Below are 22,312 nucleotides of genomic sequence, written 5' to 3' on the forward strand. Positions count from 1 at the left end.
CGGGCTGGCCGATACGCCGGCCGCTCGATCGAGCGGGTGCCGCATCAGTCCTCGAAGGGATTGTGGACCAGGATGGTGTCGTCGCGTTCCGGCGAGGTCGAGAGCAGCGCGACCGTGGTGCCGATCAGCTCCTCGATGCGGCGCACGTACTTGATCGCCTGCGCGGGCAGGTCGGCCCAGGAGCGGGCGCCCGCCGTGGTCTCGAACCAGCCGTCGATGGTCTCGTAGACCGGCTCCACCCGCGCCTGGTCCGCCTGGCTCGCCGGCAGGTGGTCGATCACCTGCCCGTCGAGGCGGTAGCCGGTGCAGATCTTGATGGTCTCGAAGCCGTCGAGGATGTCGAGCTTGGTCAGCGCGATCCCGTCGATGCCGGAGGTCCGCACGGTCTGGCGCACCAGCGCGGCGTCGAACCAGCCGCAGCGGCGCTTGCGGCCCGTGACCACGCCGAACTCGCGTCCGCGCTCGCCGATCTTCTCGCCGATCGCGTCGGTGAGTTCGGTGGGAAAGGGGCCTTCGCCCACGCGCGTGGTGTAGGCCTTCACGATGCCGAGCACGTAGCCGATGGCCGAGGGGCCGAGCCCCGAGCCGGTGGCGGCCTGCGCGGCCACGATGTTCGAGGAGGTCACGTACGGATAGGTGCCGTGGTCGACGTCGAGCAGCGCGCCCTGCGCGCCCTCGAACAGGATGCGCTGGCCGGCCCGGCGCGCCTCGTCGAGGAGCGCCCACACGGTGTCGGCGAAGGGCAGGATCTGCGGCGCGATGGCGAGCAGCTCGCTCTTGAGGGCGGCCGCGTCGACCTCCTCGATGCCCAGCCCCCGGCGCAGGGCGTTGTGGTGGGCGAGCAGCCGCTCGATCTTGGCGCCGAGCAGATCGGCATCGGCGAGATCGACGACCCGGATCGCCCGGCGCCCCACCTTGTCCTCGTAGGCAGGGCCGATGCCGCGCTTGGTCGTGCCGATCTTCAGGGCCGCGTTGGCGTTCTCGCGGAAATGGTCGAGTTCGCGGTGGAGCGGCAGGATCAGGGTGGCGTTGTCGGCGATCCGCAGGGACTCGGGGGTGATCGACACGCCCTGGGTCTTGAGCCGCGCGATCTCGTCTACGAGGTGCCAGGGATCGACCACGACCCCGTTGCCGATCACCGACAGGGTGCCGCCGCGCACCACCCCGGAGGGCAGGAGCGAGAGCTTGTAGGTGGTCCCGTCGATCACCAGCGTGTGGCCGGCATTGTGGCCGCCCTGGAAGCGCACCACGACGTCGGCCTGCTCGGCGAGCCAGTCGACGATCTTGCCCTTGCCCTCGTCGCCCCACTGGGCGCCCACGACGACGACGTTCGCCATTCCGTTAAACCTGTCTCGATCACGCGCGGACAGCCCCGGCCGGCGGCGCGGGGCTGTCGCGATGTGCGGGTCTTGATGGGAGGCTCTTGGGCGATCCGGGGCGGGAAATCAAGGAAGCGGCCGGCCCGGAAGCCGGCGGCAGCCCCCGGGAAGGCGGCGGCAGCCCCCGGGAAGCCGGTGGCAGCCCGCCCCGTCCCGTCACTTGGCCTCGGTGTTGCCGCTGCCGGGGAGCTCGCCGGGCCGGATGACCCGGGTCGAGTTGGGGTTCGGTTCCGGCGGCTTCACGCTCATGTCCGGGGCGCCGTTCGCCGGCGGACGCAGCACGCCGTCCGATTTCTCGAGCCGGTCGCTCAGCGTCGAGCCGGTGGTGTCGGTGTCGCTGGGCCGCACGCGCTCGGGGATGCGCTCGTTCGGCGGCGGCAGGACGGAATCGGTGTCGCGCCCCTTGAGCGGCGCGTCGGGCGACTGGGCGAGGGCGGCGGTGCTCAGGAGCGCCGCCAGCGCCAGTGCGGTGCCGCGCATCAGCTTGGCCATGTGGTTCTCCATCTCGGTCGTTGGGGAGGAAACCGGCCCGCCGCCGATCCGGTTCCGGCTCCGCTAACCGCCAAGATGGAGGCCGGTCAGGCCGCCGCCATCTCCAGATAGAGGCCGCGCAGGCGCCGGGTGAGGGGGCCCGGCTGGCCGCCGCCGATCCGGCGCCCGTCGATCTCGATCACCGGCATCACGAAGGCCGAGGCGCTGGTGAAGAAGGCCTCGGCCGCCGCGAACGCCTCCTCCAGGCTGAAGGGCCGCTCCTCGATCGTCAGCCCGGCCTCCTCGGCGAGCCGCAGCACGGCGCGCCGGGTGATGCCCGGCAGGATCGCGGTGGAGAGCGGGCGGGTGACGATGCGCCCGTCCTCGGTGATGATGAAGGCGGTGGAGGAGCCGCCCTCGGTCACGAAGCCGTCCTCGTGCATCCAGGCCTCGGCGGCGCCGGCCTCGGCGGCCTGCTGCTTGGCGAGCACCTGGGCGAGCAGCGCCACCGACTTGATGTCCCGCCGCTTCCAGCGCAGGTCCTCGACGCTCACCACCGTGGCGCCCCGATCGGCCAGGGGATTGTTCGCGATGGTCTTGGCCTGGGTGAACATCACCACGGTGGGCTCCACCCCGGCGGGCGGGAAGGCGAAATCCCGCTCGGCGACGCCGCGCGTCACCTGCAGGTACACGCCCCCCTCGGTCAGGCCGTTGCGGGCGATCAGCTCCTCCTGCAGCCGCGTCCAGCCGGCCGCGTCGTGCGGGTTGCGGATGCCGATCGCGCCGAGCGAGCGGTCGAGCCGCGCGAGGTGCGCCTCGTTGTCGACGAGCCGGCCCCCTAGCACCGCGCTCACCTCGTAGATCCCGTCGGCGAACAGGAAGCCGCGGTCCATGATCGGAATCGACGCCTCCTCGTAGGGCAGGAAGCGGCCGTTGACGTAGACGGTGCGGGACATGCGGGGATCCTCGGGGGGGGGCAGATTCCATTCTTTCAAGCATCGCTTCTCTGCCCGCCGCAAGCGCGTTTCGCGCCCCGGGGCCGTGCGAAACCCGCGGTTGCGCGGCCGCGACCCCGCCCACTAGTGTCTCGCGGGTCTTCAGCGCAGGAACCGGTTCATGCGGCTCTCTCCCGACGCACGCGGCGTCTACCCCATCGCCCCGACGCCCTTCCTTCCGGACGGCCGCATCGACGAGGCCTCAATCGACCGCATCACCGACTTCTACGGCGAGATCGGCGCGACCGGCCTGACGGTCCTGGGCGTGATGGGCGAGGCGCCCAAGCTCGACGGGGCGGAATCGGCCGCGGTCGCGTCCCGCTTCATCCGCCGCACCCGGCTGCCGGTGATCGTCGGCGTCTCCGCGCCCGGCTTCGCCGCGATGGCCGGGCTCGCCAAGACCGCGATGGATGCGGGCGCGGCGGGCGTGATGATCGCGCCGCCCTCCAGCCTGCGCACCGACGACCAGATCGTCGGCTACTACGCCCAGGCCGTCGAGGCGATCGGCCGCGATGTGCCCTTCGTGATCCAGGATTATCCCCTGAGCTTCACGGTGGTGATGACGCCCGGCGTCATCCGGCGGATCGTCTCGGACAACCCGTCCTGCGTCATGCTCAAGCACGAGGACTGGCCGGGGCTGGAGAAGATCTCGGCCCTGCGCGGCTTCCAGCGCGACGGATCGATGCGGCCGATCTCGATCCTGTGCGGCAACGGCGGCCTCTTCCTCGACTTCGAGTGCGAGCGCGGCGCGGACGGCGCCATGACGGGCTACGCCTTCCCGGAGATGCTGGTGGACGTGGTGCGCCTCACCGCCGCGGCCGAGCGCGGCCAAGCGCACGACGTCTTCGACGCGCACCTGCCGCTGCTGCGCTACGAGCAGCAGCCCGGCATCGGCCTGGCCGTGCGCAAGTACGTGCTGATGCGCCGCGGCCTCATCGCCTCGGACGCCCAGCGCCGGCCCGCGGGCGGGCTGTCGCCCGCGGCGCGCGCGGAGGTGGATTTCCTGCTCGGGCGGCTCGCCCGGCACGATGCGCGGGCGGCCGTCGCCGCGTGAGACTCACGATCCCCTCTCCCGGGCCGGAGAGGGGATCCCGCACCCGCCCGGAGGGCCTCAGGCCTCCCCGAACACCCGGCGGAAGATCGTGTCCACGTGCTTGTAGTGGTAGCCGAGGTCGAAGCAGGCCTCGATCGCGTCGGGCGGGAGCGCCGCGGTGACCTCCGGGTCGGCCTTGAGCAGGGTCAGGAACTCGCCCTCGCCGCGCCAGACCGGCATGGCGTTGCGCTGCACCAGGCGGTAGGCGTCCTCGCGCGAGACGCCGGCCTGGGTCAGGGCGAGCAGCACGCGCTGCGAGTGGACGAGGCCGCCGAGCCGGTCGAGGTTGCGCTGCATGCTCTCGGGATAGACGAGCAGCTTGTCGACGACGCCGGTGAGGCGGGCGAGCGCGAAGTCGAGCGTGACGGTGGCGTCCGGTCCGATCATGCGCTCGACGGAGGAGTGGGAGATGTCCCGCTCGTGCCAGAGCGCCACGTTCTCCATCGCGGGCAGCGCGTAGGCGCGCACCATGCGGGCGAGGCCGGTGAGGTTCTCGGTGAGCACCGGGTTGCGCTTGTGCGGCATGGCCGAGGAGCCCTTCTGCCCCTCGGAAAAGTATTCCTCCGCCTCCAGCACCTCGGTGCGCTGCAGGTGGCGCACCTCGGTCGCCAGCCGCTCGATCGAGGAGGCCACGACGCCGAGCGTCGCGAAGTACATGGCGTGGCGGTCGCGCGGGATGACCTGGGTCGAGACGGGCTCGGGCGTCAGCCCCATCTGGCGCGCCACGTACTCCTCCACGCGCGGATCGATGTTGGCGAAGGTGCCGACCGCCCCCGAGATGGCGCAGGTCGCCACCTCGGCCCGGGCCGCCAGCAGCCGCTCCCGGGCGCGGGCGAACTCGGCATGGGCCTGGGCGAGCTTGAGCCCGAAGGTGACCGGCTCGGCGTGGATGCCGTGCGAGCGACCGATGGTGGGGGTGAGCTTGTGCTCGAAGGCCCGGCGCTTCAGCGCCGCGAGCAGCGCGTCGACATCGGCCACCAGCAGGTCGGTGGCGCGCACGAGCTGCACGTTGAGGCAGGTGTCGAGCACGTCCGAGGAGGTCATGCCCTGGTGGACGAAGCGCGCCTCCGGCCCGACGATCTCGGCGAGGTGGGTGAGGAAGGCGATGACGTCGTGCTTGGTGACGCGCTCGATCTCGTCGATGCGGGCGACGTCGAACACCGCGTCGCGCCCCTTCTCCCAGACCTTCTCGGCGGCCTCCTTCGGCACCACCCCGAGTTCGGCCAGCGCCGTGGTGGCGTGCGCCTCGATCTCGAACCAGATCCGGAAGCGCGTCTCCGGCGACCAGATCGCCGTCATCTCGGGCCGGCTGTAGCGGGGGATCATCGGGGGCTCCTGTGCGGCGTGGCCGGTCCGCGCCGCCGCGCGGGCCGGGTCCGGCTTTGGCCGCGATGGCTATTGGATGCGCCCGGGGAAGACAAGGATGGGGCGCCCGCGCCCCGGTTCAGAACCGGACCGTCAGGCCCCCCTGCACCGCGTAGCCGTCCCCGCCCGTGCGGGCGAAGGTGGTGCCGCCCGCGAGCGTCGCGCTCACCGCAGGGCTCAGATCGGCCCGAAGGCCCGCCTCCACCTGCCCGTAGACGGCGCGGCCGGCGCGCCCGAGCGGGGTGAGGATCGGCAGGAGCGGCGTGGTGGTGAAGGAGGTCACGAGCGTGCGGCTGCCGTCCAGGAATTCCCGCTCCGCCGTCAGGTTGACGAAGGCGGTGACGGGCCGGCCGGCGAGGGGCCACGCCGCGGTGCGGATCTGCAGGCCGGCCCGGCCGACCAGCGAATCGAGCCCGGTGGCGCGCACGGCCTGCGTCAGCACCGGGTCGCCCCGCTCGGTGTAGCCGTCGATCCGGGTGCGGGCGTAGGTGAGGCCGGCGATCGGCCCGAGCCGCAGCGGCCCCCACGCATCGAAGAGGTAGCCGGCCTTGGCCGCCACCACGAGGCTGTCGCCGCCGGTCGAGGCGCCGATCCGGTCCACCACCCCGGGGCGCTCCACCGCGAGGTCGTGGCGGCCATAGGCCAGCACCGCGTCGCCGAACAGGTTCGCGCCCGTATGGGAGCCGTAGGCGGCGAACTGGTAGCTGTCGGCCTCGACGGTGCCGGCTCCGCCGCGGAGCGTGGCGCGGGGATTGGCGTAGCTGAAGGCGAGGCCGAAGCGCGTGCCGAGGCTCGGCATCGCCTCGATCCCGATCGTGCCGTTCGGGCTGTCGACATCGAAGCCCGTCGCGGCGGTGCGCGAGGCCCGGCCCGCGCCGGCCGTGCCGCCCTGGCCCCAGACGATGACCGGGCTCGACGGCGGCCCGGGCGGCGCCACGCCCGCCGTGCCGATCGCGGCCGTGGCGTCGCCGGGGCCCGGCGCGAACAGCCGGACGGCGTCGAGGCGCTGCAGCAGCGAGGCGGCGAAGCTGGTGGTGCCGATCCGGGCGATCTCGGCCTGCGCGGCGATGCCGTCGGGGGCCGCGAGCGCGTTGGCCATGTAGCGCGCCAGCACGCCGTAGCCGCCCTCGGTCAGATGCACCCCGTCGAGCGACAGGAAGGTATTCTGCACCGCCCGCGGCGCGCCGATGCAGCTCGCCACGAGCGCGCAGGGCGTGGTGACGTTGGCCAAGCCATAGAGCGCCGGCTCGGCGATGATCCGCTGGAAGATGCGGCCGTTGTCGAGGAGAAAGATCCGCGTGCCGGCCTGCGCCAGCGGCGCGAGCCCGGCCTGGAGCCCGTCGAAATAGCTGCGCGCGAAGGCATTGGCCGCCGCCGCGTTGCCGGAGGCGGCGACCGTCGGCAGGCCGCTCAGCGTGGTGAAGCCGTTGATGACGAGGGTGCGGGCGCCCGCCGCGACGATCCCGGCCACGTTGCCCACCGCATTCGCGGCCGAGACCTGCCCCAGCAGCGGCGCCTGCGCGAGGCTCAGGCCCCCGAGCGTCGCCGTGATGCCGTCGTTGCCGCCGATGTTGATGGCCACGAGGTCGCCCGCGCCGAGCCGCGCGCCGCTCGCCCGGAAGGCCGCCACCTCCTGGGTGAAGCCGGGCAGGAGCGGCGAGACGTTGGTGGTGTCGGTCTTGGCGCCGCCGATGGCGAAGTTGCGCACGGCCGCGTCCGGCAGGCCGTAGATCGCCTGGAGCCCGTCGACGAAGTTGGCCCCGTTCGAGTAGCGGCCGTTCACGTACGGGAAGGGGAGGGGCCGCCCGCTCAGGCGCACGACGTTGCCGGTATCCGCGTAGCTGTCGCCGAACACCGTCAGCCCGGTCACGCCCTGCGCGGCAGCCGGCGCCCCCGCCAGGGCCGTGCCGGCGAGCCACAGCGCCCACCCCGCCCGCCGTCCTGCCCCGATCCCCATGCGCATCCCCTCCCCGGGCCGGCGGCCTGTCCGCGCCGCTTCGGCTCGAGCAGGGGGACGCAAGCGAACCGATCGGTCAATGCGCGGCGATGCTTCGGGCGATACAACCCTGCCGGTTACCGGCGGTTGTGGCGCCGGCGCGACAGGGGCGGCGGAGGCTCTACTTCTTGCCCCAGGTCAGCGTGACCTTGAACTCGGCCTCGGTCTCACCGGAGACGATCCAGAGGTCGCCCTCGCCGGTGAGCGAGGCGCGGACCTCCATCGCGACCTCGCCGCCCGCCTCGCGGCACTGCCCGGCGCCTGAGCGCCGGCCTCACTCCACCCGCGCCCAGCCCTGCGGCATCAGCCGCTCCTGGGGGGCGAACTTGGCCTTGTAGTCCATCTTGCGCGAGCCCTCGACCCAGTAGCCGAGGTAGAGGTAGGGCAGGCCGAGCAGCCGGGCGCGCTCGATGTGGTCGAGGATCATGTAGGTGCCGAGCGAGCGGTCGGCCTCGCCGGGCTCGTAGAACGAGTAGACCATCGACAGCCCGTCCGAGAGGACGTCGGTGAGGCAGACCGCGACGGGCGCGCCGATGCCGCGGCCGTTGATGGCGGTGTCGGGGCCGCGCTTGCGGTAGACCACGAGATGGGTCTCGACGTGGCTGTCCTCGACCATCATGGCGTAGTCGAGCACGGTCATGTCGACCATGCCGCCGTCGCCGTGGCGGGCGTCGAGGTAGCGGCGGAACAGGGCGTATTGCTCCGAGGCCGGGCGGTTCGGCTGGGGCTGGCCCACGAGGTCGCGGTTGCGCCGCGTCACCCGGCGCTGGCTCGGGCTCGGCACGAAGTCGTTGACGACGACACGCACCGAGATGCAGGCGCGGCAGGTCTCGCAGGCCGGCCGGTAGGCGATGGTCTGCGAGCGGCGGAAGCCGCCCTGCGTCAGGATCTCGTTGAGATCGCGGGCGCGGCGGCCGACGAGGTGGGTGAAGACCTTCCGCTCCTGCTGCCCCGGCAGATAGGGGCAGGGCGAGGGCGCCGTGAGGTAGAATTGGGGGGCGTCGCGCGGATGGCTGGTCACGCTTCGGGTCGCTCGCAGGCGCGGCCTCGAGGCACCGCGCGGATCAGCATAGCATCGCGTCCTGGCGGCTCAACAGGCCGGCCGGCGATGGGCGGAGGGAATCGCTCGCTCTTCCGGCTTAGGCCCGATCAGCGGGAGCCCGCTCAGCGGGCCTCGACGATGGCCAGCCCGACGATGAGGTCGTGGCCGGTGCGCCGGTCCTGGCGCAGGAGCCCGATGCCGATATCGACCAGCCAGAGCAGGAAGGTCGAGACCGCGACGTAGAACAGCAGCGCGTGCACGCCCGCGGTGATCCAGTCCACCGGCCCGCCGGTCTCGGCCTGGACGCCGCGCAGCCCGAGCATGCGCATGCCGAGCGTGCTCTGCTTCTCGCCCCCGAGCGTGACCGCCGCGTAAAGGATGCCGCTCGCCGGCAGGATCGCGAACAGCGTCCAGCCGAGCCCGAAGGTGATGACGCCGATGAAGGCGATCGCCAGCCAAAGCAGGCAGGTGAAGCCGAAGATGAAGACGATGTCGAGGAGGTAGGCGAAGAAGCGCCGGGTGAGCGACGCGTAGGCCACCACGGCCGGCGGGCCGTAGCCCGGCATCGGGCCCGGATACCCCTGCCAGGACTGGCCCGGCCCGACATTGCCCTGCCACGAATTCGCCATCGCCCGCGCTCCATCGGGTGCGTGATGGACGATAGGTGGGTCTGGCGCCGGCCCCGCTCAAGGGCCGCGCGATCAGCTTCCCGTGAGGCTGCCGCCGTGAGGGCCGATGCGGCGCGGGTTCAGGCCCTCGCGGTTCAGGGTGTCGAGGATCTCGGCGGTGTGGACGGGGCCGCGGGTCTCGATGGTGACGTCGATCGACACGCTCTTGGCCGGCACGTCGAGGTGCAGGCGCCCGTGCGAGACCTCCAGGATGTTGGCGCCGAGGTCGCCGAGCCGCCCGGCGACCCGCCCGAGCACGCCGGGCCGGTCGCTCGCCGTCATCCGGAACGAGACGATGCAATCCTCCCGCTCCAGTTCGCGCACCATCACGGAGGCGAGGAGCCGCGCGTCGATGTTGCCGCCGCACAGGACGAGGCCGACCGTGCGGCCGGCGAAGAGGTCCGGCCGGGCCATCATGGCGGCGAGCCCCGCCGCCCCCGCGCCCTCCGCGAGGCTGCGCTGGAGCGTCGCGTAATCGTGCACCGCCCGCTCGATCTGCGGCTCGTCCACCAGCACGATCTCGCGCACCCGGTCGCGGATGATCGGCAGGGTGAGGCGCCCGACGGTCTTGACCGCGATGCCCTCGGCGAGGGTCGGGCCGCCGACCGGACGGGCGGTGCCGTCGATGGCGTTGAGGAAGGAGGGGTAGAGCGCCGCCTCGACGCCGACGAGGTCGAGGTCGGGGCGGGCCATCGCGGCGATTGCGATGCCGGCCATCAGGCCGCCGCCGCCGATCGGCACCACGAGGCAGTCGAGGTCCGGCGCATCCTCCAGCATCTCCAGCGCGACCGTGCCCTGGCCGGCCATCACCGCCGGGTCGTCGTAGGGGTGGACGAGGACGAGGCCGCGCTCGGCCACCAGGGTGCCGGCCAACTCCGCCGCCTCGGCCAGCGTCTCGCCCTGCAGCAGCACCGTGGCGCCGTGCGCGCGGGTGTTCTCCACCTTCACCAGCGGGGTCGTGGCCGGCATCACGATGGTGGCGGGGATGCCCAGGCGGCTCGCATGGTAGGCCACCGCCTGGGCGTGGTTGCCGGCCGACATCGCCACCACCCCGCGGCGGCGCTCGTCGGGCGCCAGCGCGCTCAGGCGGTTGACCGCGCCGCGCTCCTTGAAGGCACCGGTCGCCTGCATGTTCTCGTGCTTGACGAGCACCCGGGCGCCGGTGAGCTGCGACAGGCGCGGGGCGGGCACGAGCGGCGTGCGCAGCACGTGGCCCCGGATGGTCTGCGCCGCCCGGGCGACGTCGTCGGGGGCGATGGCATAGGGCTGGCTCACGCGCGACGCCTCCCGGATCCGGCCCGCGGCGGCGGGCCTGCCTGGCCGCAGCATGATCCGCGCCGCTTAAGAATGCACCGCCCGCAGCCCGGGCGGCTCAGCCCGCCCCCGGCTCGGCGACCACGGCGTCCGGCGTGTCGAGATAGTAGCGCTTGAGCAGGTAGAGCGAGGCGCCGCCCACCGGCACGCCGTCGCTCACCACGCCCGAGAGGTCGGTGCGGCTCATCTCCGAGAAGCGGCACTCCGCCCGGCGGGTGCGCGGGGGGCGGCCCGGCCGCTCCTCCGTGTAGTCCACGCGCACGCTGCGGGGGCTCTCGCCCGGGCCGGCGCGCAGCACCCGCAGGCTCCCGCCCGGCTCGACCAGGGTCGGCAGCACCCGGCGGCACACCCGCGCCCGCTCGGGGTCGAGGTCGATCGCGCAGGCTCCCAGCAGGGCGAGCGCACAGGCCGCCGGCAGGGCCGCCGCGACGGGCGCGAGGGCGCGTCTCACCCGGCCCGCAGCCGCTCCGCGACGCGGGGCGCGAAGTAGGTGAAGACGCCGTCCGCCCCGGCGCGCTTGAAGGCGAGCAGGCTCTCCAGCATGGCGCGCTCGCCGTCGAGCCAGCCGTTCTGGGCGGCGGCCGCGATCATCGCGTACTCGCCCGAGACCTGGTAGGCGAAGGTCGGCACCCCGAACCCGTCCTTCACGCGCCGGATGATGTCGAGATAGGGTAGGCCCGGCTTGACCATGACGGAATCGGCGCCCTCGTCGAGGTCGAGCGCCACCTCGCGCAGGGCCTCCTCGCTGTTGCCGGGATCCATCTGGTAGGTGCGCTTGTCGCCCTTGAGGGTCGCGCTGGTGCCGATCGCGTCGCGGAACGGGCCGTAGAAGGCGCTGGCGTACTTGGCCGCGTAGGTCATGATCTGCACGTCGCGGAAACCGGCCTTGTCGAGCCCGGCCCGGATCGCGCCGACGCGCCCGTCCATCATGTCGGAGGGGGCGATCACGTCGGTGCCGGCCTCGGCCTGGATCAGACTCTGCTCCACCAGCAGCGCCACCGTCTCGTCGTTGACGATCACGGTGTCGCGCAGGAGCCCGTCATGGCCGTGGCTGGTGTAGGGGTCGAGCGCCACGTCGGTGATGATGCCGATTTCCGGCACCGCCGCCTTCACGGCCCGCACCGCCCGGCAGACGAGGTTGTTGCGGTTGAGCGCCTCCGAGCCGGTCTCGTCGCGCAGCGCTGGATCGACGTAGGGAAAGAACGAGATCGCCGGGATGCGCAGGGCCGCCGCCTGCTCGGCGGTGCGCACCGCCTCGTCCACGCTCAGGCGCTCGACCCCCGGCATGGAGGCCACGGGCTCGCGCCGTCCCTCGCCCTCGATGAGGAAGAGCGGCCAGATCAGGTCGTCGACGGTCAGCGTCGCCTCGCGCACGAGACGGCGCGACCACTCGGCCTTGCGGTTGCGCCGCGGGCGCTGGGCCAGCGCGAGGCCGGGGGCGTCGCTGCGCGCGGCATCGCGGGCAAGGGGGCGGGCGAGGGGCTGGATCTGCGACATCGGGTTTCTCAGGCCTCCCGAGCCCGCGCGGGCACGGGCCGCTGTCATTCTTCTCACCTACGGCTAGCACGTTCTCGGCGGGGCCAGAACCCGCCCGGGCGAGCGCCGCCCACATGGCAGTCCGGCGGCGGGCGCGCCGCTCGCGTTGACGCACCGCGCCCCGGCTGGTTTACCGCCGAGGCAACCTGCGGAGGACGGGATGGCGGACGCGGCGGATGACGAGATCCTGTGCGAGCGGCGCGGCGCGGCCGGCCTCGTCACCCTCAATCGCCCGCAGGCCCTCAACGCGCTGACGCTCGGCATGGTGGCCCGGATGCGGCAGGCGCTGGACGCCTGGGCGCAGGAGCCGGGCATCGCCTGCATCGTGCTGCGCGCGGCGGGCCGCGCCTTCTGCGCGGGCGGCGACATCCGCCGCCTGCACGACGACGCGCGGGGCGGCCGCGGCGAGGCGGTCGACGCCTTCTGGCGCGCGGAATACGCCCTCAACGCCCTCATCCACCGCTACCACAAGCCGATCGTCTCGCTCATCGACGGGATCGTGATGGGCGGCGGGGTCGGTCTGTCGCTGCACGGCTCGCACCGGGTGGCGGGCGAGCGCTACGCCTTCGCGATGCCCGAGGTCGCCATCGGCTTCTTCCCGGACGTCGGGGCGACCTACGCGTTGCCGCGGCTCCCCGATGCCGTGGGGGTCTACCTCGCGCTCACGGGCGAGCGGATCGGGCGGGGGGATGCCCTGGCGGTGGGGCTGGCCACGCACGCCGCCCCGGCGGCGTCCTTCGAGGCCATCGCCGAGGCGCTCGCCGCCGGAGGGGCGGTGGAGGAGGTGCTGGCGCGCCACGCGCCCGCAGACGCGCCGGCCCCCGGCCCGGTGGCCGCCGCGCGTGCGCTCATCGCCGCCTGCTTCGGGGAGGGCGACGTGGCCGAGGTGCTGGCGCGGCTCGACGCGGCCGCCGCGCAGGGCTCGGACTTCGCCGCCGCCGCCGCTGCCACGATCCGCACGCGCTCGCCTACCAGCCTCGGGGTGGCCTGCGAGCAGATGCGCCGGGGCGGCGCCTTGAGTTTCCCCGAGGCGATGCGCACCGAGTACCGCATCGTGACGCGCATCCTCCAGGGGCACGACTTCTTCGAGGGCGTGCGCGCCGTGATCATCGACAAGGACGGGGCGCCGCGCTGGAACCCGGCGCGCCTCGACGCGGTGACGCCGGAGGTGGTCGCGGCCTATTTCGCAGCCCTGCCCGACGAACCCCGGTTCTCCTGAGATGCGCGGCTTCGCCAAGGTGAAGGCCCCGGCGCCCCGCCGCATCGCGCTGGCGGAGGACGGCAGCGACCGCATCGAGCGCACCCAGCCCTCCGCCCGCACCCGCTGGGACGTGGTGCTGGTCTGGTTCATGCGCATCGTGGCGGTGATCTGGATGCTCAAGGGGCTGAGCGCCTGGGCCGAGATCCTGGGCGCGCGGCCCGACGCGCCCCCGTTCGAGGGCGCGCCGATCGGCCGGCAGGCCGTCATCATCTACTTCGGGGTGATCGACCTCCTGGCGGCGGTGGGCCTGTGGCTCGCGAGCGCCTGGGGCGGCGTGGTCTGGCTCCTCGCCGCCACCTCCGCCTTCGTGCTGGCCCTGCTGACGCCGCTCCTCCTCCCGATGAGCCTCGCCAACCTCGCCTTCGATGCAGTCATCGTTACGCTTTACTTTATCGTGTCCTGGCTCGCCTCGCGCGAGATACGCTGAGGCCCGGCGCCGCGAGGGGGTCAATCGCGCGATTTATCTTCAATTTACCTACATCGGTAAATCGAGAATTTAGCCTGTCGTTTAAACCCAAATTCACGGGGTCGACCTAGGTTGGCTGCATAAGCGGAGCGGGACACACCGCCGACGCACCCCGTACAGCGAGGCAGCCATGAAGAACCAAGCGTTGAAGGTCGCCGATCAGACCCGGGCTCCCGAGGCCGACGCGTCGGTCCGCCCCCACTACCTGGAGGCCCTCCACCTCGTCGAGCGCCTGCACCGCCGGCTCCTCGACGTGATCAAGGACGAGTTCGAGCGCCGCGGCCGCGAGGACGTCAACAGCGTCCAGGCGCTCCTGCTCTACAACATCGGCGACAAGGAACTGACCGCGAGCGAGCTGCGCACCCGCGGCTACTACCTCGGCTCGAATGTCTCCTACAACGTCAAGAAGCTGGTGGAGGCCGGCTACCTGCACCACGCCCGCTCGAAGACCGACCGGCGCTCGGTGCGCATCAGCCTCACCGAGAAGGGCCGCGAGGTCCATGAGATCGTCCGCGGCCTCTACGACAAGCACGCCAAGACGATCCAGCCGATCGGCGGCATCTCGGAGGACGATTTCGGCCGCCTCAACCTGGCGCTCGCCCGCCTGGAGCGGTTCTGGACCGACCAGATCCGCTACCGGCTCTGACCGGCCCGGACCTCGGCACGACGGCGGCCGCGGGGCACGGCGCTCCGCGGCCGCCGCCGTTTTTGGCGGCCGGACCCGCCGTTTGGGCCGGCCGGACCCGCGCGGCGCTGCGCCGAATCCCGATCAGGAGGACCGCTGGGGCTTCGCGCCGTACACCACCACGTACCGCTCCCGGTCGAAGTTCCGGATGCCTTCGAAGCCCGCACGCGTGAGATAGTTGATCAATTCCTGCGGGGTCGAGGTCTTGCTGATGTAGGGCGGGCGCTTCTGCGGCGGGATCGCGCGATGCGCCTCGAAGACCTCCCAGCCCGCATCGGTGAGCTGGTTGACGTTGTCGACGTAGAGGCGGCCGCCCGGCTTGAGCACCCGGTAGGCCTCGCGGACGTAGTTGTAGCGGTCCCACTCCTCCAGGTGCATGAACACGATCGTGCTGTAGACCATGTCGACCGAGGCGTCGGCGATCGGCGCGAGATCGAAGCCGCTGATCTCGACGGGTTCCGCGTTCGGAAAGGCGGCCAGCCGCTGGCGCATGTGCCGGACCATGCCGGCGGACACATCGGCACCGATCCACTTGCGGCACACCGGTGCGAGCACGGCCCCCACGCGACCGACCCCGGCGCCGATCTCCAGGATCACGTCGTCGGGACGGACCCCGACCGTCTCCTCCAGCATCCGCTTGGTCGCCAGGCCCGTATCCTTGTAGAGCGCCTCGTCCGTATGGCCGGCGACCGCCATCTTGGCGGCATCCTCCGACTCGGAGATCGAGTTCCAGGTCTGCTTGTAATCCTGGCGAGACAATTTCGGCTGACCGCGACCGATCAGGCGGCCGATCTTGCGTCTGATGTTGGGCATACTGTGTCCGGTCAGGTCTGATCAATGGTCGAGAATGGCGGCGTCACCTTCATCGGTCGTCGCGGAAAACACAAGGCCTCGCCGGGGCCGGCCGGCGCGGGCCGCCGGAGGAAGCCGTCGACAGACGCGCCCGGCGGACGTACACCGCGTCCGGTCGGGACGAGACGGGGATCGCGATGCTGGGACGGTTCGAGCGCGGAGGGTCGGGGGAGGCCGTCGTCGAGTACGGCGACAGCAACCTGCGCGTCGTTCGGCCAGGCCGCTTCGTGCGCTGCGCCGTGACCGGTGCCGAGATCCCCCTCGATGACTTGCGCTACTGGAGCGTCGCGCGCCAGGAGCCCTACGCGACCCCCGAGGCCGCGCTGCAGCGGCTGCGGGAGACCGGCCGGCCGTAACGGGCTGTCCCGTCAACGCGCACGGGAGAGCGGGGCCCGGCCCGCGAGGCGCTCGGCGAGCCGCGCCCGCAGCGTGCCGTCGTCCGCGATGACGAGCCGCACCGGCAGCGTCGTCACGGCGGCGTCCGGCGGCAGCTTCACCCGGTCCTTCTCGGTGGTGACGAGCCTGAGGCCGGCCTGCGACGCCTCGCGCTCCAGGGCGGAGAGGTCCCGCGGCCGGTAGCGGTGGTGATCCGGAAACGCCCGGGTCGCCCGCACCTGCGCCCCGACCGCCCGCAGGCTGTCGAAGAATTTGTCCGGTCGCCCGATCCCCGCGAAGGCGAGCACCGGCTGCCCGGCGAGCGCCGCCGCGTCCTGCGGGTCGGGCCGCAGGGCGGCGCGCACCGCGAGGAGGCCGCGCGCCTCGGCCTGCGCGGCGATCCGCTCGCCCGCGGCGCCCTCGCCCACGATCACCGCGGCGTCGATCAGCGGCCAGTGGGCGTCGAGCGGCGCCCGCAGGGGGCCTGCCGGAAAGGCAAGGCCGTTGCCGATGCCGACCCCGGCATCGAACACCGCGAGCGCGAGGTCCTTGCGCAGGGAAGGGTTCTGCAGCCCGTCATCCATCACGATCACGTCCGCGCCGAGGGCGGCGCAGAGCGCCGCCCCGGCCGGCCGGTCGCGGGCGACGACGGTGGGCGCGGCGCGCGCCAGCAGCAGGGGCTCGTCGCCGACCTCCGCCGCCCCGTGCCGCCCGGGCTCGACCGGCACCCCGTCGAGGCGTCCGCCGTAGCCGCGCGACAGGAAGGCCGGCCTGTGCCCGAGCGTGCGCAGGAGGTCCGCCAGCGCGAGGGCGGTGGGCGTCTTGCCCGCGCCCCCCAGGCCGACGTTGCCGACGCAGATCACCGGCACCGGGCCGGGCGCGCCCGCGCGCGCCATGCGCCGGGCGACGTGGCCCCCGTAGAGCCGGCCGAACGGCGCCAGGAGCCGCGCCGGCAGGGTGGGCGCCTCCCGCCACCAGAATGCGGGGGGACGCATGGTCAGGCGCCGAAGCGGCCGGCGATCTTCATCTGGCAGATGAAGGGTTCGAGGGCCGCCAGCGTGCGCTCCAGCGCGCCCTCGCAGGCCGCGACCGCGCCGCGCCCCGCCTCCGCCATCGCGCGCAGGCGCTCGGGCTCGCCCAGAAGGCCGCCCACCGCCGCGGCGAGGTCCGCCGCACCGGCGAGCGGCCGCGCGCCCCCGGCCGCGCCGAGCACCTCGTAGGCCTGGGCGAAGTTCCAGACGTGCGGCCCGTGCAGGATGGCGCAGTCGAGCCGCGCCGCCTCGATCGGGTTCTGGCCGCCATGCTCCACGAAGGAGCCGCCCATCACCGCGAGCGGGCTCAGGCGGTAGAACAGCCCGAGTTCCCCCACCGTGTCGGCGACGTAGAGGTCGGTGCGGCTGTCCGGCAGCCCGCCCTGGCTGCGCAGGGCGGCCCGCAGGCCCGCGCCCTGCGCGGCGGCGGCGAGCGCCGGGCCGCGCCGGGGATGGCGGGGCACCACGACGGTGAGGAGCGCCGGACAGCGCGCGGCGAGCGCCCGGTGCGCGGCCGTGACCATCTCCTCCTCGCCCGGATGCGTGGAGGCGGCGAGCCAGACCGGGCGCCCCTGCACGAGGCCGGCGAGCTGCCCGAGCGCCTGCGGGTCGGCGGGCGGGGGCGCGGCGTCGAACTTCAGGTTGCCGCTCACCATCACCCGCGGCGCCCCCAGGCGCAGGAAGCGGTCGGCCTCCTCGCGGGTCTGCACGAGGCAGACCGCGATGCGCGACAGCACCGCCCGGGCGAGATCCGGCGTGCGCGCCCAGCCGTTGGCGGACCGCTCCGACATCCGGCCGTTCACCAGGATCAGCGGCACGCCGCGCCGGTCGAGGGCCAGGATGGTGTTGGGCCAGAGTTCGGATTCGGCCACGAGCGCGAGATCGGGGCGCCAATGGTCGAGGAAGCGCTCGACGTAGCGGGGCGCGTCGAGCGGCGCGAACTGGTGCAGGGCGCCCGTCGGCAGCCGCGCGGCCAGCAGCTCCGCCGAGGTGCGGGTGCCGGAGGTCACCAGCACCGTGAAGCCGCGCTGCGTCAGCCGCTCGACGAGCCCGATCAGGGACAGGGCCTCGCCGATGCTGGCGCCGTGCGCCCAGACGAGAGGCCCCGCCGGCCGCGGCCGGCCCGGCCGCCCGACCCGCTCGGGCAGGCGCAGCGGGTCCTCCTTGCCCTTGCGGCGGCGCCACGCGAGCAGGCCGGCGAGGGCCGGTTCGAGGGCGATCAGGCCGTAATGGTAGGCCCGGAGCAGGGGAGGGACGGCGCGGCGGGTCATGCGGAGGCGGGCCGCACGGGACGACCGGTGCAGGGGGCGTGGCTCATGCTGCGAGTCCGGCGCTGGGGAGAGGTGCGGCCTCGGCGCTGGAAGGCCGGAGAGAGGGAGCGGCGCGCCGGCGGACCGGTCCGGCCGGGACGCGCGCTGCCGTCTAGCGTCGCCGGCGGCCGGTGCGCAACCGGCGCGGTCCGTGCCGGGCGGCATACCGGCGGGTCCTGCGGAGCACGAAACCGTGATGTCCGCCTTGTCGCCGCGCGGCCCAGGGCTCAGATTTGAATTATTCCAATTCGAGGCTGACATGAAGGCATTGTCCGATCTCACCGAACGCGAGGTCCTGGCCCTGGCCATCGCCAACGAGGAGGAGGATTCGCGCATCTACCGCAGCTTCGCCGAGCAGACGCGGGCCGACTTTCCCGCCTCGGCCGCCCTGTTCGACGACATGGCCCAGGAGGAGCGGCGGCACCGCGACGATCTCTGCGCCGCCTATCGCGGGCGATTCGGCGAGCATCTGCCGCCCGTGCGGCGGGAGGATGTCAAAGGGTCTTCGCGGCGGCCCCGGGTGCCAGGGCCTCCGTCCGCCTGAGCCGGGCGGCCGGGGCGACGGAGGCGCGGGCCGCCTTCCACGAGCGCCGCCTCCCTGTCTCGGGACCTTGAGGCGCGCCAGCTGGTCACGCGGCCTGCCGCCTGTTCGTGCTGCGCGGCGTCCGGCCCGGTCCGACGGGGCTGTTCGACCGCCCGGTCCCGATGTTCGCGGCGGGGTCGATCTCCTGCGAACTCCTGGCGATCGCCGCGATCCGCACCCGGTCCATGCAGACGCCGTTCTGGCGCGCCGCGCTGCAGGTGGTGCTGGGCGGTCTGCTCGTCCTGCTGGCGGGTATCGCCATCGGCAGCGCCTGAGGCGATTTTCGCCTTGGCGGCGCGGCGGGCGCGTGGGAGAGGGACACGCGACCCGCTCAACCGGAGCCAGCGCGCGTCCCGCCGCGATGTACCGTCTCGCCCACCTGACCGATCCGCATGTCGGACCGATCTCCCGTCCCCGCCTGCGCCAGCTCCTGAGCAAGCGCGCGACCGGCTGGGTGAACTGGAACCGCGGCCGGCGCCTGACGCACGACATGGAGGTGCTGGAGGAACTCGTCGCCGACCTGCTGGCGGCCGAGCCCGACCACATCGCCTGCACGGGCGACCTGTGCAACATCGGCCTGCCGAGCGAGTGGGGCACCGCCCGGGTCTTCCTGGAGGCGCTGGGCGCGCCCGAGGCGGTGAGCTTCGTGCCGGGCAACCACGACGCCTACGTGCGCGGCTCCCTCGACGGGCTCCTCGGCGCGGTCGGCCCCTGGACGCGCGACGATGCCGGGCGCGCGCAGGCCTTCCCGTACCTGCGGCGGCGCGGGCCGCTCGCCCTCGTCGGCCTCTCCTCGGCGATCCCGACCGCGCCCTTCGTGGCGAGCGGGCGGCTCGGCACCCGGCAGCTCGCGGCCGCGGAGGCGCTGCTCGGCAGCCTCGCGCGCGAGCCGGAGCGGCCCTGCCGCGTGGTGATGATCCACCACCCGCCCCATCTCGGCGGCGCACAGCCCGGGCGCAACCTCACCGATGCGGGCGCCTTCGAGGCGATGATCCGGCGCGTCGGCGCCGACCTCGTGCTGCACGGCCACAACCATGTCGGCTCGGTCGCCTTCGTGATCGGGCCGGACGGGCGGCGCGTGCCGGTGATCGGCGCCCCCTCCGCCTCCGCGCGCGGCGGCACGCTCGCGCATTGCGCGGGCTGGCACCTCTACGGCTTCGAGCGCACCGGGACCGGCTATGCCGTCACGGCGCTCCTGCGGGGGCTCACGCCCGAGGGGCGCATGGGCGAACTCGGCACCCTGCTGCTGCGCGGCTGACCCTGCCCGCGCGGCCGCGGCAACAAATCAGAACAGCGGACGTTCTCCGGGCGAGCGGGGCGCCGATCGTGCCCGGCGGGACGTCGGGCGCCGGGCACACCACGGCGCGGAGGTCCGCCGGGCCAGCGGAGCAGTGGCATGGCGGATGAGACGGGCGGCGTGAGAGCCCAGGTCGCGAACGCACGGGCGCAGGATGTCGGGCGCGGCGTCGCCCGGATCGGGGCGGCGCTCCTCGATACCCTGAAGATCCAGGAGGGCGAGGCGATCGAGATCATCGGCAAGCGCCACACCACGGCGCTCGCCATCGCGCTCGGCGCGGAGGACGAGGGCCTGAGCATCATCCGCCTCGACGGGCTGCAGCGCGTCAATGCGGGCGTCGGCTCGGGCGACTACGTCGAGATCCGCCGCGCCGAGGTGCGCCCGGCCCAGCGCGTCGTCCTGGCGCCGGCCCAGAAGAACCTGCGCCTGCAGGGCTCGGGCGAGGCGCTGCGCCGGACCTTCTTCCGCCGGCCTCTGATCGCCGGCGACGTGATCTCCACCTCCGTGCAGTCGCGCACCGGGCGCGATCAGGTGCCGGAGGAGCTGCGCTCGATGTTCAACCTGCCGGCCTACGGCCTGCAGGAGATCCGCCTCGTCGTGGTCTCGACCCTGCCGGCCCGCGGCATCGTGCAGATCACGGCCGAGACCGAGGTCGATCTGCGCCCGCTCTACGAAGAGCCCAAGGAGGCCCGCCGCGCCGACGTCACCTACGACGACATCGGCGGCCTCGGCTCGACCGTCGATCAGGTGCGCGAGATGGTGGAGCTGCCGCTGCGCCATCCCGAGCTCTTCCAGCGCCTCGGCATCGATCCGCCCAAGGGCGTGCTCCTCTACGGCCCGCCCGGCACCGGCAAGACCCTGCTCGCCCGCGCGGTCGCCAACGAGACCGAGGCGCAGTTCTTCCACATCGCCGGCCCCGAGATCATGGGCAGCCAGTACGGCGAATCCGAGCAGCGCCTGCGCCAGATCTTTTCCGAGGCCCAGCGCAACGCGCCCGCCATCGTGTTCATCGACGAGATCGACTCGATCGCGCCCAAGCGCGAGGAGGCCCGCGGCGAGGTGGAGCGGCGCATCGTGGCTCAGCTCCTCACCCTGATGGACGGGCTGGAGCCGCGCCAGAACATCGTGGTGATCGGCGCCACCAACCGGCGCGACGCCATCGACGAGGCCCTGCGCCGGCCCGGCCGCTTCGACCGCGAGATCGTCATCGGCGTGCCCGACGAGCCCGGGCGGCGCGAGGTGCTGACCATCCACACCCGCGGCATGCCGCTCGGCGACAATGTCGACCTCGACGAGATCGCGCGCACGACCTACGGCTTCGTCGGCGCCGACCTCTCGGCGCTCGCCCGCGAGGCGGCGATGGACGCGCTCCGCCGGGTGCTGCCGCGGATCAACCTCAAGGAGGGCATCCCGCCCGAGGTGCTGGAGACCCTGCAGGTCTGCCGCGAGGACTTCCTGAACGCCCTCAAGCGCGTGCAGCCCTCGGCCCTGCGGGAGATCATGATCCAGGTGCCCAATGTCGGCTGGGACGACGTGGGCGGCCTGGGCGAGGTGCAGACCAAGCTGCGCGAGGGGGTCGAACTCCCGCTCAGGAACCCGGAGGCGTTCCGGCGCATCGGCATCCGCCCGGCCAAGGGCTTTCTCCTGTTCGGCCCGCCCGGCACCGGCAAGACCCTGCTCGCCAAGGCGGTGGCGCGCGAGGCGCAGGCGAATTTCGTGGCCACGAAATCCTCCGACCTGCTCTCGAAATGGTACGGCGAATCCGAGCAGCAGGTCTCCCGCCTTTTTGCCCGCGCCCGGCAGGTCGCCCCGACGGTGATCTTCATCGACGAGGTCGATTCGCTCGCGCCGGTGCGCGGCGGCGGGCTCGGCGAACCCGCCGTCACCGAGCGCGTGGTCAACACCATCCTGACCGAGATGGACGGGCTCGAAGAGTTGCAGGGCGTGGTGGTGATCGCGGCCACCAACCGGCCGAACCTCGTCGACCCGGCGCTGCTGCGCCCCGGCCGCTTCGACGAACTCGTCTACGTGCCGGTGCCGAACGCCGCCGGGCGCCGCCACATCCTCGGCATCCACACCCGCGCCATGCCGCTCGGCCCCGACGTCGACCTCGACGACCTCGCGGCGCGCACCGTGCGCTTCACCGGCGCCGACCTCGAGGACCTCACCCGCCGCGCCGGCCTGATGGCTTTGCGCGCCGATCTGGAGGCGAGCGCGGTCACCCAGGCGCATTTCGACGCCGCCTTCCAGGAGACCCGGCCCTCGGTGACCCCCGAGATGGAGCAGGATTACGAGACGATGCTGCGGACGCTGAAGCAGGAAGGGCCGCAGCGCCAGCCGATCGGCTTCGTACCGAGCCGGCCGGCGGCGGAGTAGGAGTCACGCAATATTTGCTGATGTGCTCGACTTCGGGGGTAAATCTCGTGTGGAAGTTTGGCGTCTTGTTGTGCGTCCGTCGATTCTATGATATGCTAAGTTGTGTGGTGGTGAATTTCTCCGCCGTCGAAAATTTTGTGATTTTGTGTGGAATAATATCCTGCAGCGGTAGGACAGCATGGAATGGGCAGTTCCAGATTATTCGCGCAATCAAGTT

Annotated in this window: 21 protein-coding genes and 1 pseudogene; 9 read left to right on the forward strand and 13 right to left on the reverse strand. The window is 72.8% G+C overall.

The annotated features are described in order from the left end of the window. Nucleotides 1–44: 44 nt before the first annotated feature. From MFF61_RS17080 to MFF61_RS17090, 3 genes are all read right to left on the reverse strand, one after another. Entirely contained in the window at nucleotides 45–1,337 is a 1,293-nt protein-coding gene (locus tag MFF61_RS17080; RefSeq protein ID WP_238236394.1) for an adenylosuccinate synthase, read from the reverse strand. A 198-nt stretch (nucleotides 1,338–1,535) separates the two neighbouring features. Continuing rightward, a complete protein-coding gene (locus tag MFF61_RS17085) occupies nucleotides 1,536–1,871 on the reverse strand; it encodes a hypothetical protein (RefSeq protein WP_238236395.1) in 336 nt (111 codons plus the stop codon). Between the two features lie 86 nt (nucleotides 1,872–1,957). After that, the gene (locus tag MFF61_RS17090) at nucleotides 1,958–2,806 is read right to left on the reverse strand and encodes a D-amino-acid transaminase (protein WP_238236396.1); all 849 of its coding nucleotides are present in this window, start codon (nucleotides 2,804–2,806) and stop codon (nucleotides 1,958–1,960) included. 160 nt (nucleotides 2,807–2,966) lie between these two features. On the opposite strand from MFF61_RS17090, the gene MFF61_RS17095 reads away from it, so the two are divergent. Beyond that, entirely contained in the window at nucleotides 2,967–3,899 is a 933-nt protein-coding gene (locus MFF61_RS17095; protein WP_238236398.1) for a dihydrodipicolinate synthase family protein, read from the forward strand. A gap of 57 nt (nucleotides 3,900–3,956) precedes the next feature. On the opposite strand, the gene purB is transcribed toward MFF61_RS17095, so the two are convergent. The 7 genes from purB to hemB all read right to left on the reverse strand — a co-directional run bounded on the left by purB (nucleotide 3,957) and on the right by hemB (nucleotide 11,820). Next, nucleotides 3,957–5,264, reverse strand: a complete 1,308-nt coding sequence (gene purB, locus MFF61_RS17100; RefSeq protein WP_238236400.1) for an adenylosuccinate lyase — start codon at nucleotides 5,262–5,264, stop codon at nucleotides 3,957–3,959. Between the two features lie 118 nt (nucleotides 5,265–5,382). Next, nucleotides 5,383–7,260, reverse strand: a complete 1,878-nt coding sequence (locus MFF61_RS17105; RefSeq protein WP_238236401.1) for an autotransporter domain-containing protein — start codon at nucleotides 7,258–7,260, stop codon at nucleotides 5,383–5,385. A 313-nt stretch (nucleotides 7,261–7,573) separates the two neighbouring features. Further along, entirely contained in the window at nucleotides 7,574–8,320 is a 747-nt protein-coding gene (locus tag MFF61_RS17110) for an arginyltransferase (RefSeq protein ID WP_238236403.1), read from the reverse strand. A 143-nt stretch (nucleotides 8,321–8,463) separates the two neighbouring features. Beyond that, nucleotides 8,464–8,970 (reverse strand): RDD family protein, encoded by a 507-nt coding sequence (locus MFF61_RS17115; RefSeq protein WP_238236404.1) that lies wholly within the window; start codon nucleotides 8,968–8,970, stop codon nucleotides 8,464–8,466. Between the two features lie 72 nt (nucleotides 8,971–9,042). Continuing rightward, entirely contained in the window at nucleotides 9,043–10,284 is a 1,242-nt protein-coding gene (locus tag MFF61_RS17120) for a threonine ammonia-lyase (protein ID WP_238236405.1), read from the reverse strand. 97 nt (nucleotides 10,285–10,381) lie between these two features. Next, complete coding sequence (locus tag MFF61_RS17125) at nucleotides 10,382–10,774, reverse strand: hypothetical protein (RefSeq protein WP_238236406.1); 393 nt, start codon at nucleotides 10,772–10,774, stop codon at nucleotides 10,382–10,384. After that, nucleotides 10,771–11,820, reverse strand: coding sequence for a porphobilinogen synthase (gene hemB, locus MFF61_RS17130; RefSeq protein WP_238236410.1), 1,050 nt, complete (start codon nucleotides 11,818–11,820; stop codon nucleotides 10,771–10,773). Before hemB ends, MFF61_RS17125 begins: the two co-directional genes overlap by 4 nt. 199 nt (nucleotides 11,821–12,019) lie before the next feature. Here hemB and MFF61_RS17135 point away from each other — a divergent pair, with 199 nt between their 5' ends. From MFF61_RS17135 to ldtR, 3 genes are all read left to right on the forward strand, one after another. Beyond that, the gene (locus tag MFF61_RS17135) at nucleotides 12,020–13,078 is read left to right on the forward strand and encodes an enoyl-CoA hydratase/isomerase family protein (RefSeq protein WP_238236411.1); all 1,059 of its coding nucleotides are present in this window, start codon (nucleotides 12,020–12,022) and stop codon (nucleotides 13,076–13,078) included. A gap of 1 nt (nucleotide 13,079) precedes the next feature. Then, nucleotides 13,080–13,547, forward strand: a complete 468-nt coding sequence (locus MFF61_RS17140; protein ID WP_238236412.1) for a DUF6163 family protein — start codon at nucleotides 13,080–13,082, stop codon at nucleotides 13,545–13,547. A gap of 169 nt (nucleotides 13,548–13,716) precedes the next feature. Then, nucleotides 13,717–14,232 (forward strand): transcriptional regulator LdtR, encoded by a 516-nt coding sequence (ldtR, locus tag MFF61_RS17145; RefSeq protein ID WP_238236416.1) that lies wholly within the window; start codon nucleotides 13,717–13,719, stop codon nucleotides 14,230–14,232. A 123-nt stretch (nucleotides 14,233–14,355) separates the two neighbouring features. Here ldtR and MFF61_RS17150 read toward each other — a convergent pair whose 3' ends face one another. Then, nucleotides 14,356–15,084 carry a class I SAM-dependent methyltransferase gene (locus tag MFF61_RS17150; RefSeq protein ID WP_238236418.1) on the reverse strand — a complete coding sequence of 243 codons (729 nt, stop codon included), beginning with the start codon at nucleotides 15,082–15,084 and terminating at the stop codon, nucleotides 14,356–14,358. A gap of 176 nt (nucleotides 15,085–15,260) precedes the next feature. Between MFF61_RS17150 and MFF61_RS17155 the strand changes: the two genes are divergently transcribed. Next, nucleotides 15,261–15,479 carry a DUF2093 domain-containing protein gene (locus tag MFF61_RS17155; RefSeq protein WP_238236419.1) on the forward strand — a complete coding sequence of 73 codons (219 nt, stop codon included), beginning with the start codon at nucleotides 15,261–15,263 and terminating at the stop codon, nucleotides 15,477–15,479. 12 nt (nucleotides 15,480–15,491) lie between these two features. Here the strand turns inward: MFF61_RS17155 and lpxK are convergent, their stop codons facing one another. Together lpxK and MFF61_RS17165 are read right to left on the reverse strand one after the other, a co-directional pair. Beyond that, nucleotides 15,492–16,493 (reverse strand): tetraacyldisaccharide 4'-kinase, encoded by a 1,002-nt coding sequence (gene lpxK, locus MFF61_RS17160; protein ID WP_238236420.1) that lies wholly within the window; start codon nucleotides 16,491–16,493, stop codon nucleotides 15,492–15,494. 2 nt (nucleotides 16,494–16,495) lie between these two features. Next, complete coding sequence (locus MFF61_RS17165; protein ID WP_238236422.1) at nucleotides 16,496–17,800, reverse strand: 3-deoxy-D-manno-octulosonic acid transferase; 1,305 nt, start codon at nucleotides 17,798–17,800, stop codon at nucleotides 16,496–16,498. A gap of 298 nt (nucleotides 17,801–18,098) precedes the next feature. Here MFF61_RS17165 and MFF61_RS17170 point away from each other — a divergent pair. From MFF61_RS17170 to MFF61_RS17185, 4 genes and pseudogenes are all read left to right on the forward strand, one after another. Next, nucleotides 18,099–18,353: pseudogene (locus MFF61_RS17170) on the forward strand (ferritin-like domain-containing protein); the annotation flags it as partial. 137 nt (nucleotides 18,354–18,490) lie between these two features. Further along, a complete protein-coding gene (locus tag MFF61_RS34050) occupies nucleotides 18,491–18,697 on the forward strand; it encodes a hypothetical protein (protein WP_373324722.1) in 207 nt (68 codons plus the stop codon). A gap of 86 nt (nucleotides 18,698–18,783) precedes the next feature. Beyond that, nucleotides 18,784–19,680 carry a metallophosphoesterase family protein gene (locus MFF61_RS17180; protein ID WP_238236424.1) on the forward strand — a complete coding sequence of 299 codons (897 nt, stop codon included), beginning with the start codon at nucleotides 18,784–18,786 and terminating at the stop codon, nucleotides 19,678–19,680. 138 nt (nucleotides 19,681–19,818) lie between these two features. Continuing rightward, on the forward strand, nucleotides 19,819–22,095 hold the full coding sequence (locus MFF61_RS17185; protein ID WP_238236426.1) for a CDC48 family AAA ATPase: 2,277 nt from the start codon (nucleotides 19,819–19,821) through the stop codon (nucleotides 22,093–22,095). The last annotated feature ends 217 nt before the right edge of the window (nucleotides 22,096–22,312 follow it).

Source organism: Methylobacterium isbiliense (assembly GCF_022179325.1).
Taxonomy (GTDB): domain Bacteria; phylum Pseudomonadota; class Alphaproteobacteria; order Rhizobiales; family Beijerinckiaceae; genus Methylobacterium; species Methylobacterium isbiliense.

What these genes read in the sequence shown, in the direction of transcription:
- MFF61_RS17080 (WP_238236394.1), bottom strand. Translation starts at nt 1,337, where the DNA reads ATGGCGAACGTCGTCGTCGTGGGCGCCCAGTGGGGCGACGAGGGCAAG.
- MFF61_RS17085 (WP_238236395.1), bottom strand. Translation starts at nt 1,871, where the DNA reads ATGGCCAAGCTGATGCGCGGCACCGCACTGGCGCTGGCGGCGCTCCTG.
- MFF61_RS17090 (WP_238236396.1), bottom strand. Translation starts at nt 2,806, where the DNA reads ATGTCCCGCACCGTCTACGTCAACGGCCGCTTCCTGCCCTACGAGGAG.
- MFF61_RS17095 (WP_238236398.1), top strand. Translation starts at nt 2,967, where the DNA reads ATGCGGCTCTCTCCCGACGCACGCGGCGTCTACCCCATCGCCCCGACG.
- purB (WP_238236400.1), bottom strand. Translation starts at nt 5,264, where the DNA reads ATGATCCCCCGCTACAGCCGGCCCGAGATGACGGCGATCTGGTCGCCG.
- MFF61_RS17105 (WP_238236401.1), bottom strand. Translation starts at nt 7,260, where the DNA reads ATGGGGATCGGGGCAGGACGGCGGGCGGGGTGGGCGCTGTGGCTCGCC.
- MFF61_RS17115 (WP_238236404.1), bottom strand. Translation starts at nt 8,970, where the DNA reads ATGGCGAATTCGTGGCAGGGCAATGTCGGGCCGGGCCAGTCCTGGCAG.
- hemB (WP_238236410.1), bottom strand. Translation starts at nt 11,820, where the DNA reads ATGTCGCAGATCCAGCCCCTCGCCCGCCCCCTTGCCCGCGATGCCGCG.
- MFF61_RS17135 (WP_238236411.1), top strand. Translation starts at nt 12,020, where the DNA reads ATGGCGGACGCGGCGGATGACGAGATCCTGTGCGAGCGGCGCGGCGCG.
- MFF61_RS17140 (WP_238236412.1), top strand. Translation starts at nt 13,080, where the DNA reads ATGCGCGGCTTCGCCAAGGTGAAGGCCCCGGCGCCCCGCCGCATCGCG.
- ldtR (WP_238236416.1), top strand. Translation starts at nt 13,717, where the DNA reads ATGAAGAACCAAGCGTTGAAGGTCGCCGATCAGACCCGGGCTCCCGAG.
- MFF61_RS17150 (WP_238236418.1), bottom strand. Translation starts at nt 15,084, where the DNA reads ATGCCCAACATCAGACGCAAGATCGGCCGCCTGATCGGTCGCGGTCAG.
- MFF61_RS17155 (WP_238236419.1), top strand. Translation starts at nt 15,261, where the DNA reads ATGCTGGGACGGTTCGAGCGCGGAGGGTCGGGGGAGGCCGTCGTCGAG.
- lpxK (WP_238236420.1), bottom strand. Translation starts at nt 16,493, where the DNA reads ATGCGTCCCCCCGCATTCTGGTGGCGGGAGGCGCCCACCCTGCCGGCG.
- MFF61_RS17165 (WP_238236422.1), bottom strand. Translation starts at nt 17,800, where the DNA reads ATGACCCGCCGCGCCGTCCCTCCCCTGCTCCGGGCCTACCATTACGGC.
- MFF61_RS17180 (WP_238236424.1), top strand. Translation starts at nt 18,784, where the DNA reads ATGTACCGTCTCGCCCACCTGACCGATCCGCATGTCGGACCGATCTCC.
- MFF61_RS17185 (WP_238236426.1), top strand. Translation starts at nt 19,819, where the DNA reads ATGGCGGATGAGACGGGCGGCGTGAGAGCCCAGGTCGCGAACGCACGG.